This is a genomic window from Burkholderia cenocepacia, from assembly GCF_014211915.1.
GTDB lineage: Bacteria > Pseudomonadota > Gammaproteobacteria > Burkholderiales > Burkholderiaceae > Burkholderia > Burkholderia orbicola.
The window spans coordinates 1,274,523-1,290,429 of the sequence record NZ_CP060040.1; the positions used below are offsets into that span (position 1 = coordinate 1,274,523).

At 65.7% G+C, this 15,907-nt stretch carries 15 protein-coding genes; 5 read left to right on the forward strand and 10 right to left on the reverse strand.

From position 1 onward, the window contains the following. The first annotated feature begins 219 nt into the window (after nt 1–219). A complete protein-coding gene (locus tag SY91_RS22190) occupies nt 220–606 on the forward strand; it encodes a VOC family protein (protein ID WP_185921371.1) in 387 nt (128 codons plus the stop codon). Nucleotides 607–889: 283 nt separating this feature from the next. Here the strand turns inward: SY91_RS22190 and ribA are convergent, their stop codons facing one another. Then, complete coding sequence (gene ribA, locus SY91_RS22195) at nt 890–1,540, reverse strand: GTP cyclohydrolase II (protein ID WP_006480964.1); 651 nt, start codon at nt 1,538–1,540, stop codon at nt 890–892. 176 nt (nt 1,541–1,716) lie between these two features. On the opposite strand from ribA, the gene SY91_RS22200 reads away from it, so the two are divergent. After that, on the forward strand, nt 1,717–2,178 hold the full coding sequence (locus tag SY91_RS22200; RefSeq protein WP_006480963.1) for a CBS domain-containing protein: 462 nt from the start codon (nt 1,717–1,719) through the stop codon (nt 2,176–2,178). Nucleotides 2,179–2,335: 157 nt separating this feature from the next. Here the strand turns inward: SY91_RS22200 and SY91_RS22205 are convergent, their stop codons facing one another. Further along, on the reverse strand, nt 2,336–2,665 hold the full coding sequence (locus tag SY91_RS22205; protein WP_006480962.1) for a DUF4148 domain-containing protein: 330 nt from the start codon (nt 2,663–2,665) through the stop codon (nt 2,336–2,338). 511 nt (nt 2,666–3,176) lie between these two features. Between SY91_RS22205 and SY91_RS22210 the strand changes: the two genes are divergently transcribed. Then, nucleotides 3,177–3,575 (forward strand): GreA/GreB family elongation factor, encoded by a 399-nt coding sequence (locus tag SY91_RS22210; RefSeq protein ID WP_006480961.1) that lies wholly within the window; start codon nt 3,177–3,179, stop codon nt 3,573–3,575. A gap of 296 nt (nt 3,576–3,871) precedes the next feature. On the opposite strand, the gene SY91_RS22215 is transcribed toward SY91_RS22210, so the two are convergent. After that, nucleotides 3,872–4,960: a porin gene (locus SY91_RS22215; RefSeq protein WP_006480960.1), complete on the reverse strand. Its 1,089-nt coding sequence runs from the start codon at nt 4,958–4,960 to the stop codon at nt 3,872–3,874. A gap of 586 nt (nt 4,961–5,546) precedes the next feature. Here SY91_RS22215 and SY91_RS22220 point away from each other — a divergent pair. Then, nucleotides 5,547–5,918 carry a YXWGXW repeat-containing protein gene (locus SY91_RS22220; RefSeq protein ID WP_011547402.1) on the forward strand — a complete coding sequence of 124 codons (372 nt, stop codon included), beginning with the start codon at nt 5,547–5,549 and terminating at the stop codon, nt 5,916–5,918. A 250-nt stretch (nt 5,919–6,168) separates the two neighbouring features. On the opposite strand, the gene SY91_RS22225 is transcribed toward SY91_RS22220, so the two are convergent. Further along, the gene (locus SY91_RS22225; protein ID WP_034175255.1) at nt 6,169–6,555 is read right to left on the reverse strand and encodes a winged helix-turn-helix transcriptional regulator; all 387 of its coding nucleotides are present in this window, start codon (nt 6,553–6,555) and stop codon (nt 6,169–6,171) included. Nucleotides 6,556–6,883: 328 nt separating this feature from the next. On the opposite strand from SY91_RS22225, the gene SY91_RS22230 reads away from it, so the two are divergent. Beyond that, entirely contained in the window at nt 6,884–7,360 is a 477-nt protein-coding gene (locus SY91_RS22230) for a nuclear transport factor 2 family protein (RefSeq protein WP_034175405.1), read from the forward strand. A gap of 64 nt (nt 7,361–7,424) precedes the next feature. On the opposite strand, the gene SY91_RS22235 is transcribed toward SY91_RS22230, so the two are convergent. The 6 genes from SY91_RS22235 to SY91_RS22260 all read right to left on the reverse strand — a co-directional run bounded on the left by SY91_RS22235 (nt 7,425) and on the right by SY91_RS22260 (nt 15,902). After that, nucleotides 7,425–8,036, reverse strand: a complete 612-nt coding sequence (locus tag SY91_RS22235) for a cysteine hydrolase family protein (RefSeq protein ID WP_185921372.1) — start codon at nt 8,034–8,036, stop codon at nt 7,425–7,427. 177 nt (nt 8,037–8,213) lie between these two features. Further along, nucleotides 8,214–9,464: an MFS transporter gene (locus SY91_RS22240; protein ID WP_185921373.1), complete on the reverse strand. Its 1,251-nt coding sequence runs from the start codon at nt 9,462–9,464 to the stop codon at nt 8,214–8,216. 295 nt (nt 9,465–9,759) lie between these two features. Next, nucleotides 9,760–10,407 carry a glutathione S-transferase family protein gene (locus SY91_RS22245; RefSeq protein WP_185921374.1) on the reverse strand — a complete coding sequence of 216 codons (648 nt, stop codon included), beginning with the start codon at nt 10,405–10,407 and terminating at the stop codon, nt 9,760–9,762. A 228-nt stretch (nt 10,408–10,635) separates the two neighbouring features. Further along, a complete protein-coding gene (locus tag SY91_RS22250) occupies nt 10,636–11,091 on the reverse strand; it encodes a MarR family winged helix-turn-helix transcriptional regulator (protein ID WP_185921375.1) in 456 nt (151 codons plus the stop codon). Between the two features lie 132 nt (nt 11,092–11,223). Then, nucleotides 11,224–12,732, reverse strand: coding sequence for an efflux transporter outer membrane subunit (locus SY91_RS22255; RefSeq protein WP_185921376.1), 1,509 nt, complete (start codon nt 12,730–12,732; stop codon nt 11,224–11,226). Further along, entirely contained in the window at nt 12,729–15,902 is a 3,174-nt protein-coding gene (locus tag SY91_RS22260) for an efflux RND transporter permease subunit (RefSeq protein ID WP_006480953.1), read from the reverse strand. Before SY91_RS22260 ends, SY91_RS22255 begins: the two co-directional genes overlap by 4 nt. Nucleotides 15,903–15,907 lie beyond the last annotated feature (5 nt).

The window sequence follows — 15,907 nt, forward strand, 5'->3', positions numbered from 1 at the left end:
GATGGGTAGCCGCTGCGATGCGGAGTGCGCACACTGGATCGAAATGCGTCATGTTTTCTTTCGCGAGACGAGGCTCAGCACAATTCGATTCGTTTGGCCGGGCCGAATCGATATCGTTCGATACGGCCAGTATCGCCCGAAACGCGATCCGCTCGCCTCGCCCAATCGCGATCGGCCGGCTTATCATTGACCGGCCAGCCACTTCCCGTCGAGGTCATCTTGCACGCCCATCTGCGCATTGCCCGTCCGGTCAACAACCTCGCCCGCACCGAACGCATGTATCGCGACGGCCTCGATCTGTCGGTACTGGCGCGCTTCGACGATCACGACGGCTTTTCCGGCGTGATGCTCGGACGCAAAGGCCTCGACTATCACTTCGAGTTCACGCACTGCCCCGACCATCCGATCGCGCCGTCGCCGACGCCCGAGGATTTGATCGTGTTCTATTTGCCCGATCGGCCGGAATGGGAAGCCGCCTGCGAGCGCGCGACCGCACACGGCTTCATGCCGGTGACGTCGTTCAATCCGTATTGGGAAATTTCCGGCCAGACCTTCGAGGATGCCGACGGTTACCGAATCGTTTTGCAGAACGGCACGTGGCGCTGATGGGCTGACGTGCGTAAGCCGTTACACGCCGGGGTGGCTGCCGCCGGTGGTCGCACATCCGCACTTGCCGGTCGCCGGCGATGCAGCGTCAGGCATTCGGGCTTCGATTCGACGGCGTGATCGTTACGCGAGTACGGAACGGACGAATGCCACGCCCAACGCAGTTGACTGTCACAAGCGGCCACTGGACGCATGAGGGGAAGGAAGTCGCGATCGTCGCGTGTACCGGCAATGATCGGAACAACAGATGACGAGAAACGGGCGCTAGCGCCGCCCGCTCGGGTTACTCGTTTTCTTCGAAGTAATGCCCGAACTTCGTCTGCTTCGTGCGGATATAACGCTCGTTTTCCTCACGCACGGGCACCGCAAGCGCCACGCGCTCGCAGACGGGAATGCCATGCTTCACGAGCGTATCGAACTTCTTCGGATTGTTGCTCATCAGCCGCACCGACGTCACGCCGAGGATGCGCAGGATCGCAGCGGCCGAGTCATATTCGCGAGCGTCGTCGGGGAGGCCGAGATCGAGGTTCGCCTCGACGGTGTCACGCCCCTGCTCCTGCAGCGCGTACGCGCGGATCTTGTTGCTCAGGCCGATGCCGCGGCCTTCATGGCCGCGCAGATACAGCAGCACGCCGCGGTCTTCGGCCGCGATGTAACGCAATGCGAGATCGAGTTGCTCGCCGCAATCGCAGCGGTACGAGCCGAACACGTCACCGGTCAAGCATTCGGAATGCAGCCGGGTCAGCACGGACTGCTCGCCCGTCACGTCGCCCATCACGAGCGCGAGATGTTCGGCATCGCTGCCCGATACGCGAAACGCGTATGACGTGAACGTACCGTAGCGCGTGGGCAGCGACGCCGTGGCGACGAGCGTCACGCACTCGTCGGCCTGGCCATTGCCCGGCGTGGGCGATTGGGGACGCGAAGACATCATGAATTCAATCGAAACTTCAGGAATGTAGGAGTTGTGTGGATGGTGCGTGACGGGAGTTTACCGCTAATCTGGAAACGTCACGCGACTGCCGCCGCCCGCCCGGCTATACTGGGCTCACCGGGTGACGCGCAGCACGCCCCGCCTGCCCTGCATCGACCTGCACACGGAGAAAGCGAATGAGCACGACTGTCGCGCAGATTCTCAAGGCCAAGCCGGATTCGGGCCGCACCATCTACACCGTCACGAAGTCCGATCTCGTCTACGACGCCATCAAGCTGATGGCGGAAAAGGGCATCGGTGCACTGCTGGTCGTGGACGGCGACGACATCGCGGGTATCGTCACCGAGCGCGACTACGCGCGCAAGATCGTCCTGCAGGACCGCTCGTCGAAAGCCACTCGCGTCGAGGAAATCATGACGGCGAAGGTGCGCTACGTCGAACCGTCGCAATCCACCGACGAGTGCATGGCACTGATGACCGAGCACCGGATGCGCCACTTGCCCGTGCTCGACGGCGGCAAGCTGGTCGGTCTCATCTCCATCGGCGACCTCGTGAAGAGCGTGATTGCCGATCAGCAGTTCACGATCAGCCAGCTCGAACACTATATCCACGGCACGCCTACCGTCACGTCCGCCTGATCCGCCCAGCAAAAAAGGCCCAAACGCGTCAGCGTCTGGGCGGAAAGCCGCCGGCATGCGGCGACGGAGGTTCTGCTCCTGCGGACGGACGACGCGCGCAGTTCGCGCGCGTCTCGTCAATTCAGCGGTGCGCTCGGGCAGACCGGGGGATGTTCAATCAGTTACCGAAGTACACCGAATTCACGGGATTCGGCGCGTCCCGCGTCACGCGGCGGCCGCCTTGCGCGGCACCCGTCGCCACGGCACCGTAGCCGCTCGTATCGGCTTGCGCGAGCATCGGCTGATTCGGCTGGATGCGTTGCTCGGCAGCCTGGATGTCGCTCGGATATTGCGAATCGCTCGCCAGCGGCTTGTAGCCGTTCTGCTCGAGCTGCACGAGTTCGGCCTTGACCTGAGCGCGGGTCAACCCCTGCTCGGACTGTGCAAACGATGCAATCGGAGTGGCAAGGACGGATGCGGCAATAGCTGCGTAGATGATCGACTTCATGATTTACCTCCGGAATATGTTCTCTTTTGACGTCGCCTCGGCAGGACTGTCTGAAGCGATTGAATTCAGTGTAGTGCGCGCCACTCCAAGGGGAAACCCTTAGTTTGAACATACAGCGTTGCATTTTTGGAAAAAATCACCCACTGTTTCCGGACAGGGTCGTCGCGACTTGCTTCATCTACACAACAATCGCTGACGAAACGCCAACAACCCGATCACATGTCTGGAAGGTTGTGTTGTAAAATCGTAAGGTTTTATTCGCCAGTCGATATTCCATCCACCATGTACGCGCTCACGCCCCTTTCGGTTTCGCCGTCCGGCCCGGCCGGCGTGCGCGCGCGCGCCGGCCAGCCGGCGCATTCCGTCGCTCGACGCACGGCCCAGGCGCCGCTCGCCCCTGCCCGGCGCCTGATCTGACCGCTCGGTCTCCACCCGGAGCCAGGTTAGACAGGCTCCGGGCGATCCTCATAGGCACGCCACGCCTGCCCCGCCGATCATTTGGAGAACCACCATGAAACAACGCCTTTACCAGCTGACCGAACTCGACGTCGCTCGCCTCGAAAAGCATGCCGAGCACAACCCGCGCTTCCAGACGATGCTCGACACGTTGCTCGAACGCGCCGATATCGTCCAGCCCAACGCCATCAAGGCGAACGTCGTCACGATGAACTCGCAGATCACGCTGCTCGACGAAGCGACCCAGGAACAAGCCACCTGGACGATCGTTTATCCGGACTCCGCCAACCTCGAACTCGGCCGCCTGAACGTCTTCTCGCCGGTCGGCATGGCGCTGCTGGGCACGCAACGCGGCCAGATGGTCAAGGTGATGCAGCCGAGCGGCGCCGAAAAGCTGATGAAGGTCGCCTCGATCGTGTTCCAGCCGGAAGCGAACGGCGAATACACGCGCTGAGCCGCCGGTCGACCCGCGCCGCGCCATACGGGCGCAGAACGAAAAAAGCGAGGCACCGGTGAACTGACCCCACGAAGTTGGGCGGTTAAAAGCTAAGCGGCCAAGGGCTTGAACCGCTTGGATTTCTTGGACAGTACCGAGCGTTAGTGTTCGGTCTTTCTAGAGCAGATCACACCGGCCTCGCTTTTTTGCATCCGGACGATCCGGGTTGCCGCCATCGCACTCGGCAGACGAAAAAAAGGCGCCCGAAGGCGCCTTTTTCGATGTTGCGAAGCGGGTTACCCCGCCCGTCACGCTTAGAAGCGGTGACGCAGACCAACCGTTGCTGCGGTTTGGTTGACCGACGAGCTCGATGCCGTCGTGTTGTCGCCGTTGTAGATGCCCGTGCCAACGATGTTGTTGCCCTTCGCGCCACGCTGGTACACAGCTTGTGCGTACACGTCGGTGCGCTTCGACAGCGCGTAGTCAGCTTGCACGCCGAACTGGTTCCAGTGCGAGCTGCCGTTGTTGACCTTCGCGTTCGTGTACGTGTAAGCAGCACCCAGGCCGAGAGCCGGCGTCAGGTTGTACTTTGCGTTGACTTCGTAGTTGTCAGCGCGCAGCGTCGGAACGCCAGCAGCTTGGTTGTCGATACGCGATTGCGTCCATGCAGCGCCGACTTGTGCCGGGCCGAATGCGTAACCAGCAGCAGCACCGTACGTACGGACACGGCCTTGGCCACCCAGCGTCGATGCGCCGTTCGTGTTGGTACCGTCACCCAGGTTTGCTTGCGAGTATGCTGCACCCAGCTTCAGACCTTGGAACTGGTACGACAGACCGCCGCTGTATGCGCGGTTGTTGCCGAAGTTCGTGTTGTTCGAGAACGAGTACGTACCGCCGAATTGCAGGCCAGCGTAGTTAGCGCTCGTGTACTTGATCGAGTTGTTCAGCGCGACGTCGCCGTTCGTGCTCAGACGGTCGTTGTTCAGCGGGTGCGCGAAGTACGTGCCGCCCCACGAGCCCGTTGCCGTCAGCGGCGCCAGGTAGTCTTGCGTTGCGTCATACTGCTTACCCAGCGTGACCGTGCCGTACTGGCTCGACAGGCCGACGAAAGCCTGGCGGTTGAACATGCCGCCGTTGCCGTTTGCGAAGCGGCCGTTACCGATGTTGAAGCCGCTTTCCAACGTGAAGATTGCCTTCAGGCCGCCACCGAGGTCTTCCGAACCACGCAGACCGAAACGGCTTTGGTCGATGCCCGAGCCCATCGACCACAGCGACTTGCCGCCGACGTTGCTTTGGTAGGTGATGCCTGCGTCCAGCACGCCGTACAGCGTGACGCTGCTTTGCGCGTGAGCGACGGTAGCAAACGATGCTGCAGCTGCTGCAACGATCAGAGTCTTGTTCATTCGTGGAGCTCCCTTCTAAAAAGAGGCAGGTCTCGCGACCTTGTTCATAAACGGTCTGCAACCGCCCGGGAGCGCCATCGGTCCTGCTGGCGGCGCCCGGATAGTTGCCCGTTTGGGAACCGTGAGTTTAGGGGTGTACCCTAGGGGAGCGATCCGCAAATAAAGAAATAAGCTTTTCCAGAACTAGAAATAATGAAAGTGGGGCCGCGTCATAAGTATTTGTTTTAACGGTTGTTTTTGACTTCTTGACGAGGGCTTTTTGGAGCCTTTCATCGCACCATTCTTTCATGTCATCGTCTTGACGGTTGCATAGAAACAACAAGCGGATTCGGTCCAGCACCCCGAAATCGGCAATTATTACCCGATTCAATCTCAAATATTGGCCATCCCGCATCTAAAACGTCGCCCTCGACCGGTAAACAGGAGCGACGCCTGCGCCACGGCGAAATCCTGTCAGCCGTCAGAAAGGGAAAAGGCGGCTCGCGCCTGCCGTGATACGCGGTAACAGCCTTAACCGCCCGCGTAACCCGGTAAGCGTACCGGCAGGCTAATGTAAGGCAGCCTCGCATACAGAACAGGAACCGCCATGAATCGACGCTCGCTGCTGCGCGCCATCGGATTGACCGCCGCCTTCGTCGGCACCGGCTGGCTGCGCGCCGCCGCGGCCCAGCCCGCCCCGCCCGGGTACCGGCCCGCCGGCCCGAACCATGCCCCCGGCCGGCCGCCCTATGCGGATCGGCCGCGCTTCGCGCCGCCGGCGGCACGCCACGACCGTCGCCCGCCACCACCCCGGCCGCACGGCTATATATGGACGGACGGCTACTGGCGCTGGCAGCGCGGCCGCTATATATGGGTGTCCGGTCGCTGGGTCGCGCGGCGCCCCGGGCGCCGCTGGGTGCCCGGCTACTGGCGCCGCCAGGGGTCGGTCTGGATCTACGTCGACGGTTCGTGGCGGTAAGCAGCGGCCCGGCTTCGGCCAATGAAGCGTCCGAGCGGAACGGCGCGCGAGAACCGCCGCCGTCCGCGGCACGGAATCATGCGCTACGGCAGGGGCGCCCGGTCAACCTGTCGTCGGGCCGCCCATTTCGACGACATCCTTCGGATAACGAAGTCACGCGATGGCGATGCGAATGCATCCGGCCATGCTTCGACCCATCGCGCTCATCTGCCGCACATCGTCAGTCAGCGAACCGATGCGCGCGTCGCGCTCAGTGTCCGCCCTCTTCCAGCTCACGCGCCCGACGGCGTGCCGCGCAGATCGCGCGATGATGTTCGTCGGCCCACCGGATCATCGCCTGCATCGGCGTCAGGAACGAACGGCCAAGATCGGTCAACGCATATTCGACACGCGGCGGCACCTCGGCGAACAGCGTGCGACTGACGAAGCCGTCCTGTTCGAGCCGCTTCAGCGTGCGCGACAGCATCTGGTTCGACACATCGCCGATCGTACGGCCGAGTTCGTTGAAGCGCATCGTTCCGCCCGCCAGCGCCTCGAGCACGAGCAGGCTCCACTGGTCGCCGATGCGGTCGAGCACATCGCGGATCGGGCACGGCTGATCGAGTTCGACGGATTCGTCGGCGGACGGAAGCGGCATGACGGGAGTCTCTTTCACGGGCGATGCACGGTCACCGCGGCGTGACCTGTTCACACCGCGGTAACTTCTTGTGACGGGTTCGCGGCAACTGTACCATTCGATCGGCCCGACAGCCGCCCCGGATTCGCCAGTTCAACGAAGCATGACGATGCCGCGCGCCTCGCCATCCCGGCACCTGCAACCTCACGGTCCGGTCGGCGAAACCTTCGTGCCGATACGACATGCATCCCGCGGCCAAGCCGTCATCGCCCGCGGGTCGTCGCGACTCGCGCAACACCCGATGGCGCTCGCGCATCCGTCCACAATCGTCAACCAAGGAAAACGCTACATGCCTTCGTTCCGCTCCCCCGTTCGCGCCGTTGCCGCGTTCGTCTTGCTGGCCGCATCGACGGCCGCGCTGGCCACCGGCGCGACCGCGCGCGACCTCGCCGCCGAGGAAGCCAACCGCCAGCTCGTGCTGACGTTCTACGACCGCTTCTTCAACCGGCACGAAGCGGTCGAGGCCGCCGCCGTCGTCGCGGACGACTACAAGCAGCACAACCCGCACGTGCCGGACGGCAAGCAACCGTTCGTGTCGTACTTCGTCGGCGCGTTCCAGAAGAACCCGGCATCGCGCGCGCGCATCGTCCGCAGTGCGGCCGACGGCGACCTCGTCTATCTGCACGTGCATGCGACCGAGCGTCCGGGCGATCGCGGCGAAGCGGTGGTCGACATCTTCCGCGTGAAGGACGGCAAGATCGTCGAACACTGGGACGTGATCCAGCCGGTACCCGAAACGTCAGCGAACCGGAACACGATGTTCTGAAGCACGGCGCCCGCGCATCGGCCGGCCGCCGGGCTGAGCCGACCGACGCGCGAACCGGCCGCCGTCACACGACGCCGAGCGCCAGCACCTGCTCGGTCGTCAGCACGTCGCCGAACGTGTCCGACAGCGCGGCCAGCGTCGCACGATGGAGGTCGCGGTGCGGCACCGTGCCGCCGTCCGCGACGTCGAGGTCGCGCGTGGCGCATGCATCGTCGACGACGATCACCGCATAGCCGAGCGGCACCGCATCGCGTGCCGCGCCGGCCACGCACGCATGCGTCATCAGACCGGTAACGATCAGCGTGTCGATGCCGGCCACCTTCAGCCGCGCATCGAGGTCCGTCGTCGGGAATACGCTCACCGACGTTTTCTGCACGACTGCGTGCTGCGGCGCCGGCTGCAGGTCCGACTGAAAGCGGAAGCCGTCGCTGCCGTCGGCGAAGATCGGGCTGTCGGCCGTACCGACGTGCTGGACGTGAAACACCGGAATGCCCGCGCGGTCGGCGAACGCGATCACGCGCCGCGCATTGCCCAGTGCACGGGGCCCGTCCGGAATCGGCAGCCGGCCGCTGAAGTATTCGTTCTGGAAATCGATCACCAGCAGCGCGGTGCGGGCGGCGGCGATCGACGTCGGCGCGCTCGCGCCGGCCAGGGTACGGATGGTCGGATGTTGCATGGCATGCTCTCTTGGTTGGCACATTGAAGGAACGGCACGCCGGGCCTGCCGGCGCCGCCGCACGCAGCCCGGAACCTCTCCGGCCGCGACGCGCCAGTGTCGGGCCGCGCGGCGTGATGCGACAGCGGCGCGCGGGACAACGTCCGACAGGATCGGGCCAACGTGCGTGTGAGCCACCTACGACAACACGGCCGTTCGCGCGCCCGGCCGCGTGCGGCCGTACGCAGCCATCATCGCGAAACTGAGCAGGAAACCCGCGCCGCCGATCAGCAGCAAGCCGGTCTCGCCGAATACGGGCAGCAGGTTCGTCAGCGCGCCCGTCACGACCCACGCGACCGCCATCACCGAGCCCGCGACGCCGAGCGCCCAGCCCTGCCGATCGTCGCTGACGGCATCGGAAAACGCCGTATACATCGTCGTGTACGCCACCATGTCGAAGCAGCCGACGACCATCGCGAGCGCCCACAGCACCGGTTCGTGCGGGAACAGCGCGGACAGGATCTGGCCAAGCCCGGCCACCAGCAGGCCCGTCTTCGCGATATCGATCACGCGCCACACGCGCAGCATCAACCGTACGACGCACAGCAGGCCGAACACGAAGCAGAGGCCGATCACGCCGCTGAACAATCCGAGCCGTGCGCTCGTATAGCCGAATTTCGCCTGCAACAGCAGCATGATGGTCTGCAGGTAGAGCCCGTAGCCGACCTGCATCAGGAAGAACACCACCGACAGGAACGCGACGTTGCGCTGGCGCGCGGCCTCCACGATGATCCGCAGCGGCAGCAGCGGATCGATACGCGTATCGCCGCGCGGCGCGGCGGAATCGCGATACGACGCCCAGGTCCAGCACGCGCAGATCAGCGACAGCGCGGCGACCAGCATGAACGGCGTGCCGTAGTCGAACAGCGGCGAGATCGTCCGGTCGGACGTGACGCCGCCGAGTACCGGGCCGACGATCACGCCCGCGCTGAACGCGAGCGACATGATGCTCATGTTGTACGCCTTCGTGTCGGGCGTGCTCAGATCGGTGATGGCCGCCTGCGCGATACCCTGGCAACCGGCCATCAGGCCGGTGAGCCCGCGGCCGGCCAGCAGCAGCGCGACGCTGGCATGCCACGCGCCGGCCGCCATCATCGCGTAGCCGGCCGCGAGGCCGAGCACGCACAGCAGCAGAACGCGACGGCGGCCGTAGCGATCGGACAGCTCGCCCATCAGCGACGAACCGAAGAACATGCACAACGGGTAGATCCCGTAGCCGAGGCCGAGATAGAAATTGCGCGCGTGCGCGCCGGCGTCGGCCGGCAGGATGCCCGCGTGCGGGTCGCTGAAAATAGCGGACATCATCGGATAGACGAGCCCGAACCCCATCGCATCGAGCGCGATGGCGAGCAGGCAGGGGCCGAGCATTGTGTAGTCGAGCCGGGACATGGCGACCTTCCGGACAGAGTGGATGATCGCCCAAGCGTAATGATCGGGCCGCTGCCGCGGTAGGCCGGCGGCCGCGATGCTAAGCATCGGCTCTCCAGCTAGTCGTGCGTCTGTACGGCCCGGGATGGCGGCCATACGCCATATCGTCAGCGATTCACGGCCACGCCAAAGCGGATCGAGCGGCGCAAATATCGCGCATTCGAGATGCTTACGACGAAGGAGAACGATGTTTCCCGGCCGGCGGGCAGCGGGCGGCAAGCGCCCGCGCCATCCATGCGGCGCGGGCAATGCGATCTCAGTGCGCCGCCTCGGCCACTGGTGCGCGGCAGGCGATCAGGCCTCGTTGCACGGCCGGCCGCGCGGCGATCTCGGCAAGCCAGCGCTCGACGTGCGGAAAGCCGGCAACGTCGAGATCCAGCTCGCCCGCCGTGCGCAGCCACGAAAACGCGGCGATGTCGGCGATCGAATACCGCGACGACGCGAGATACGCCGATTCCGACAAGCGAGCGTTCACGACGCCGTAGAGCCGCAGCGCCTCCTTCCGGTAGCGGTCGATCGCTTCCGCGTTGCCCGTCTTCGATGCATGGAGGAACCACCACAACTGGCCGAGCATCGGCCCGATCCCGCCGATCTGGAAATGCAGCCATTGCTGGACCGCCGTGCGCTCGGCGAGCGTTTCAGGCTGCAGGCGACCCGTCTTCTCGGCGAGATAGCCGAGGATCGCGCCGGATTCGAATACGGCCAGCCCCGCATCGTGGTCGACGATGGCCGGGATCTTGCCGTTCGGATTGATCGCGAGATACGCCGGGCTGCGCTGCTCGCCGGCGGACAGGTTCACCCGCACGCGATCGTGTGCGAGCCCGGCCTCTTCGAGGTAGATCGCGATCTTGTGTCCGTTCGGCGTGTCGGCCGTATAGAACGTGAGGGGGTGCGTCGAGGTCATGTCGGTCCTTGTCGTCGGGTTGTCGTTGCAACTACAATCGTTGCAATTGCAATCCTATGCCGGAATCGATGTCGCCGGCGACATGCCAGTACTCGGAGGAGGGACATGCAGACGGCGCGACCCGGTCCGCCCGTGCGGATACCCGATAGCCGCCGCGCCGTGGCGGCCTGCCTCGAACGGCTGACGACGCGGCGGCGTCCCTGCTCGGCGCGCCGTGTGCCGGATACGTTACTTCGCGTCGGCTGCCGCGTCGCGCGCGGCAGCGGTCGCACGGTCAAGCGCGGTGATCATCACCGCCCGCTCCTTGCTGGTGAACTGGTCGAGAAATAGCTCGGCGACCGTCGACTGATACACCTTCCACATCTTTTTGCGCAGCGCCCGCCCCTTGTCGGTGATGCGCGCGAACGCGGCGCGGCCGTCGTCCACCGAACGCGTGCGCGTAACGAGCCCCTCCTGTTCGAGCCGGTCGACGAGCCGCGTCAGGTTGTAGCGCTCGATCGCGAGCACGTCGGCCAGTTCGTGCATGCGGCGCGTGCCGTCGGGGCCGCTTTCGAGCCCCCACAGGGCGTCGTACCACGCGTACGCGGGCAAGCCAGCCGCCGCAAGGCGACGCTCGATCTCGCGAATCATCGTCCGGTGCGCGCGGACGAACGAGAACCACAGATCGGGTTCGGTTGCGTTCATGTCGGGGCGTTCCTCTCGCTTGATTGCAGTTGCAATCAAATTTTACCGCGAGAACGATAGCCCTCTCGTGCGATCGCAATCGTCGCCTTCCCCGCCGCCCGCCGAGCGTGTCGTCGCGCCGCGCCGCTCGCGCTACTGCCCCGACCGAGCGAGCGGACCTGGCGTGCCCCGCTCCGTGCCCGACGGCCAGCCGCCCGCGAGCGCCTTGTACAGCGCGACCGTCGATGCGGCGCTACGCATCCGCCCGTCGGCCGCCGCATCCTGTGCCTGCAGCAGCGTCCGCTGCGCGTCGAGCACTTCGTAGTAGTCGATCGCACCGGCCGAGAAACGCGCCTGCGCGAGCTGCGCCGCGCGTGCACTATCGTCGGCCGCCCGCACGAGGTGCGCGGTCTCGTCACGCGTGCGGGCGACACGCAGCAGCGCGTTCTCGGTTTCCTCCAGCGCGCCGAGCACGGTCTGCCGATACTGTGCAAGCTGGCCGGCCGCTTCCGCGTCGCTCGCGGCGATCCGCGCACGCACGCGGCCGACGTCAAGGAACGACCAGTCGATGCCGAGCGCGATCAGGTTGGTATCGCTGCCCGCACGGAAAAAACCGTAGCTGCTCGTCGCGCTACCGAGCAGCCCCGACAGCGTGAAGCGCGGGAACAGGTCGGCGGTCGCGACGCCGACGCGCGCGGTCGCCGCATGCAGCCGCGCCTCGGCGGCCGCGACATCGGGACGGCGGCGCAGCAGGTCGCCCGGCGTGCCGGGATCGATGTCGGCCGCGAGCGCCGGCAGCGGCACCGGCGTGCCCGTCGCGGCCGTCTTCGGCAGGTCGAACCGGCCGATCAACGCATCCGGCGTCTGCCCGGTCAGCACCGCCAGCCGATGCTCGTCGACACCGATCGCGGCTTCGTACACGGCGATCCGCGACGTCGTCGATTCGTACTGCGCACGCGCTCGCGCCGCATCCAGTTCGGAGCCTCGCCCCGCGCCGACGCGCGCATTGATCAGCGCGAGCGTCTGCCTCTGGTTGTCGGCGTTCTCGCGAGCGATCCGCAACCGCTCCTGCGAGCCGCGCAGATCGACGTACGTGCTGGCGACCTCCCCCGCGATCGCGACGCGCACCGCACGCACGTCGGCCGCGCTGGCCGCCGTTTCCGCACGCTGCGACTCGATCGAGCGGCGCACGCGGCCGAACAGGTCGAGCTCCCACGCGGCATTGATGCCGACATTGGACGTCGGCGTATCGCGCTGGCTGCGCGGCGCGCCGAACGCCTGGTCCTTGCTCATCAGCTGATGGCCGATCTGGCCGCTCGCGGTGATCGTCGGATAGCGGTCGAACGTGGCCTGCGACAGCAGCGCATTCGACGCGTCGTAGCGCGATACGGCGACCTGCAAGTCCTGGTTCGCCGCGAGCGCTGCGTCGATCAACCGTGTCAGCGTCGGATCGCCGAACCCGCGCCAGAAGGTGGCATCGGCGTCGGGCGACGTGTCGCTCGGTGTATCGGCCGGCGCTGCGTCGCGCTGCGTGGCCGGACGAGCATCGCGCGCGAACCGCGCGGCCGTGGCGGTATCGGGCCGTTTGAAATCCGGGCCGACCGCACATGCGGCGAGCGTCACCGACATCGCGAGCGCGGAAAGACGGAAAGCGGCGCTCATCGGTTTTCTCCTTCGAGGGTGCCGTGCTGTTCGCTCCAGACGGCCGGCGTGCCGCCCGCGAGCTTGCGGATCGCCACATAGAACACGGGCGTCAGGAACAGCCCGAACAGCGTGACGCCCAGCATCCCCGCGAACACGGTGACGCCGGTGGCCGCCCGCACCTCGCTGCCCGCGCCGCTGCCGATCAGCAGCGGCACCGAGCCCGCGATGAACGCGACCGACGTCATCACGATCGGACGCAGCCGCAGCTTGCACGCTTCGAGCGCCGCTTCGACCACGCCCTTGCCCTGGATCTCGAGCTCCCGCGCGAATTCGACGATCAGGATCGCGTTCTTGCATGCGAGCCCCATCAGCACGACGAGACCGACCTGCACGAACACGTTGTTGTCGCCGCCGGACAGCCACACGCCGAACAGCGCCGCGCACATGCACACAGGCACGATCAGGATCACCGCGAGCGGCAGCGTCCAGCTCTCGTACAGCGACGCGAGCACCAGGAACACCAGCATCACCGCGAGCGGGAACACGACGATCGCCGCGTTGCTCTGCGTGACCTGCTGGTAGCTGAGATCGGTCCATTCGAGCGTGATGCCGGGCGGCAGCACGTCCTTCGCGATCTGCTGCAGCTTCGCGATCGCCTGCGACGACGACATCGTCTTCGGATCGGCGTCGCCGATCAGGTCGGCGGCCGGGTAGCCGTTGTAGCGCACGACCGGATCGGGGCCGTACGCGGGCCCGACCGTCACCATCGAGCCGATCGGCACCATCTCGCCCTTCGCGTTGCGCGTGCGCAGGTTCGCGATGTCGGCGGCCGTCTGCCGGTGGCCGGCATCCGCCTGCGCCATCACGCGATACACGCGGCCGAACACGTTGAAGTCGTTCACGTACATCGAGCCGAGATACACCTGCAACGTATTGAACAGATCGGTCAGCGCGACGCCCTGCGCCTTCGCCTTCAGCCGGTCGACCTTCACCTCGAGCTGCGGGATGTTCGCCTGGTACGAGCTGACGGGATAGCTCATCCCCGGCGTCTTCGCGACCGCGGCCTGGAACGCCGTGAGCGCCTTCTGCAATTCGCCGTAGCCGAGCCCGCCGCGATCCTCCAGGTACAGCGAGTAGCCGGAGCCGTTGCCGAGACCCTGGATCGGCGGCGGCATCAGCGCATACGTGATACCTCCGTCGATCGCCGCGAAGCGCGCGTTCAGGTCCGCGTTGATCTGCGCGGCGCTGCGGTGACGCTGGTCGAACGGCTTCAGGATCACGTACGAGTTCGTGATGTTCGGCGTGTTCACGCCCTGCAGCGCATTCAGCCCGGCGAACGCCGGCACCATTTCGACGCCGTCGGTGCCGAGCGCGATCTTCGTCATCTGCTCGGTCACCGCGCTGGTGCGCGCGAGCGACGCGCCTTCCGGCAGCTTCGCGCCCGCGAACAGGTACAGCTTGTCCTGCACCGGGATGAAGCCGCCCGGCACCGCGTTGAACAGCAGCGCGGTCGCCGCGAGCAGCGCCGCATAGACCGCGAACACCACGCCGCGCCGCTTCAGCGTGCGCCCGACGACGCCGTGGTAGCGGTCGGAACTGCGCTCGAAGAAGCGGTTGAACGGATGGAACAGCCAGCCGAATGCGCGGTCGAGCGCGCGCGTCAACGCATCCTTCGGCGCGCCGTGCGGGCGCAGCAGCTTCGCGGCGAGCGCGGGCGACAGCGTCAGCGAATTGATCGCGGAGATCACCGTCGAGATCGCGATCGTCACCGCGAACTGCTTGTAGAACTGGCCCGTGACGCCCGACATGAACGCCATCGGCACGAACACCGCGCACAGCACGAGCGCGATCGCGACGATCGGCCCCGACACCTCGCGCATCGCCTGGTGGGCGGCATCGCGCGGGCTCAACCCCTGCGCGATGTTGCGCTCGACGTTTTCGACCACGACGATCGCATCGTCGACGACGATCCCGATCGCGAGCACGAGCCCGAACAGCGTCAGCGTGTTGATCGAATAGCCGAGCAGATAGAGCCACGCGAACGTGCCGACCACCGACACCGGCACCGCGACGAGCGGAATGATCGACGCGCGCCACGTCTGCAGAAACAGGATCACGACGAGCACGACCAGCACCACGGCCTCGATCAGCGTGTGCTGCACCGCGCGGATCGATTCGCGCACGAACACCGTCGGGTCCCACACGGGGCGATACGCGACGCCGGGCGGGAAGCGCTTCGACAATTCGTCGAGCTTTGCGTACACGGCCTTCGCGACGTCGAGCGCGTTCGCACCCGGCGACAGGAAGATGCCGACCACGGCCGAATGCCTGTCGTTGAAATACGAGCGCAGCGTGTAATCGCCCGCGCCGAGCTCGATGCGCGCGACGTCGGACAGCTTCACGACCTGGCCGTCGTCGCCGTTGCGCAGCACGATGTCGCTGAATTCCTGCACCGTGCGCAGACGGCCGCGCACGTTGATCGACACGAGGAAGTCGTTTTTCTTCGGCGACGGTTCCGCGCCGAGCTGGCCGGCCGACACCTGCACGTTCTGCTCGCGCACGGCCGCGATCACGTCGCTCGCGGTCAGCCCGCGCGACGCGAGCCGGTTCGGGTCGAGCCACAGCCGCATCGCGTAGTCGCCGGAGCCGTACACGCCGACGTCGCCGATGCCGGTGAGCCGCGACAGTTCGTCCTTCACGTGCAGCGTCAGGTAGTTGCGCAGGTACAGCGAATCGCGGCTGTTGTCCGGCGAATAGAGGCTCACGTACATCAGCGGCGTGGGCGACTGCTTCTGCGTGGTCACGCCGTACTGGCGCACCTCGTCGGGCAGGCGGGACAGCGCCTGGCTCACGCGGTTCTGCACGCGCACGGCGGCCGTGTCGGGATCGACGCCCTGCAGGAACGTGACGACGACCTGCAGGCTGCCGTCCGACCCGGCGACCGACTTCATGTACATGATGCCTTCGACGCCGTTGATCGCCTCTTCCAGCGGTTCGGCCACCGACTCGGCGATTTCCTTCGGGTTCGCGCCCGGGTACGTCGCGCGCACGACGACGCTCGGCGGCACGACTTCCGGATATTCGCCGGCCGGCAGCATCGGAATCGAGATCAGGCCGAGCGCGAAGATGACGATCGACAGCACGACCGCGAAGATCGGCCGGTCGATGAAGAAGCGGGAGAAATCCATCGTCT

Bases quoted from the DNA above. Each gene is read 5' to 3' on its own strand.
- ribA (WP_006480964.1), bottom strand. From the start codon at position 1,540: ATGATGTCTTCGCGTCCCCAATCGCCCACGCCGGGCAATGGCCAGGCC.
- SY91_RS22200 (WP_006480963.1), top strand. From the start codon at position 1,717: ATGAGCACGACTGTCGCGCAGATTCTCAAGGCCAAGCCGGATTCGGGC.
- SY91_RS22205 (WP_006480962.1), bottom strand. From the start codon at position 2,665: ATGAAGTCGATCATCTACGCAGCTATTGCCGCATCCGTCCTTGCCACT.
- SY91_RS22210 (WP_006480961.1), top strand. From the start codon at position 3,177: ATGAAACAACGCCTTTACCAGCTGACCGAACTCGACGTCGCTCGCCTC.
- SY91_RS22215 (WP_006480960.1), bottom strand. From the start codon at position 4,960: ATGAACAAGACTCTGATCGTTGCAGCAGCTGCAGCATCGTTTGCTACC.
- SY91_RS22220 (WP_011547402.1), top strand. From the start codon at position 5,547: ATGAATCGACGCTCGCTGCTGCGCGCCATCGGATTGACCGCCGCCTTC.
- SY91_RS22225 (WP_034175255.1), bottom strand. From the start codon at position 6,555: ATGCCGCTTCCGTCCGCCGACGAATCCGTCGAACTCGATCAGCCGTGC.
- SY91_RS22230 (WP_034175405.1), top strand. From the start codon at position 6,884: ATGCCTTCGTTCCGCTCCCCCGTTCGCGCCGTTGCCGCGTTCGTCTTG.
- SY91_RS22235 (WP_185921372.1), bottom strand. From the start codon at position 8,036: ATGCAACATCCGACCATCCGTACCCTGGCCGGCGCGAGCGCGCCGACG.
- SY91_RS22240 (WP_185921373.1), bottom strand. From the start codon at position 9,464: ATGTCCCGGCTCGACTACACAATGCTCGGCCCCTGCCTGCTCGCCATC.
- SY91_RS22245 (WP_185921374.1), bottom strand. From the start codon at position 10,407: ATGACCTCGACGCACCCCCTCACGTTCTATACGGCCGACACGCCGAAC.
- SY91_RS22250 (WP_185921375.1), bottom strand. From the start codon at position 11,091: ATGAACGCAACCGAACCCGATCTGTGGTTCTCGTTCGTCCGCGCGCAC.
- SY91_RS22255 (WP_185921376.1), bottom strand. From the start codon at position 12,732: ATGAGCGCCGCTTTCCGTCTTTCCGCGCTCGCGATGTCGGTGACGCTC.
- SY91_RS22260 (WP_006480953.1), bottom strand. From the start codon at position 15,902: ATGGATTTCTCCCGCTTCTTCATCGACCGGCCGATCTTCGCGGTCGTG.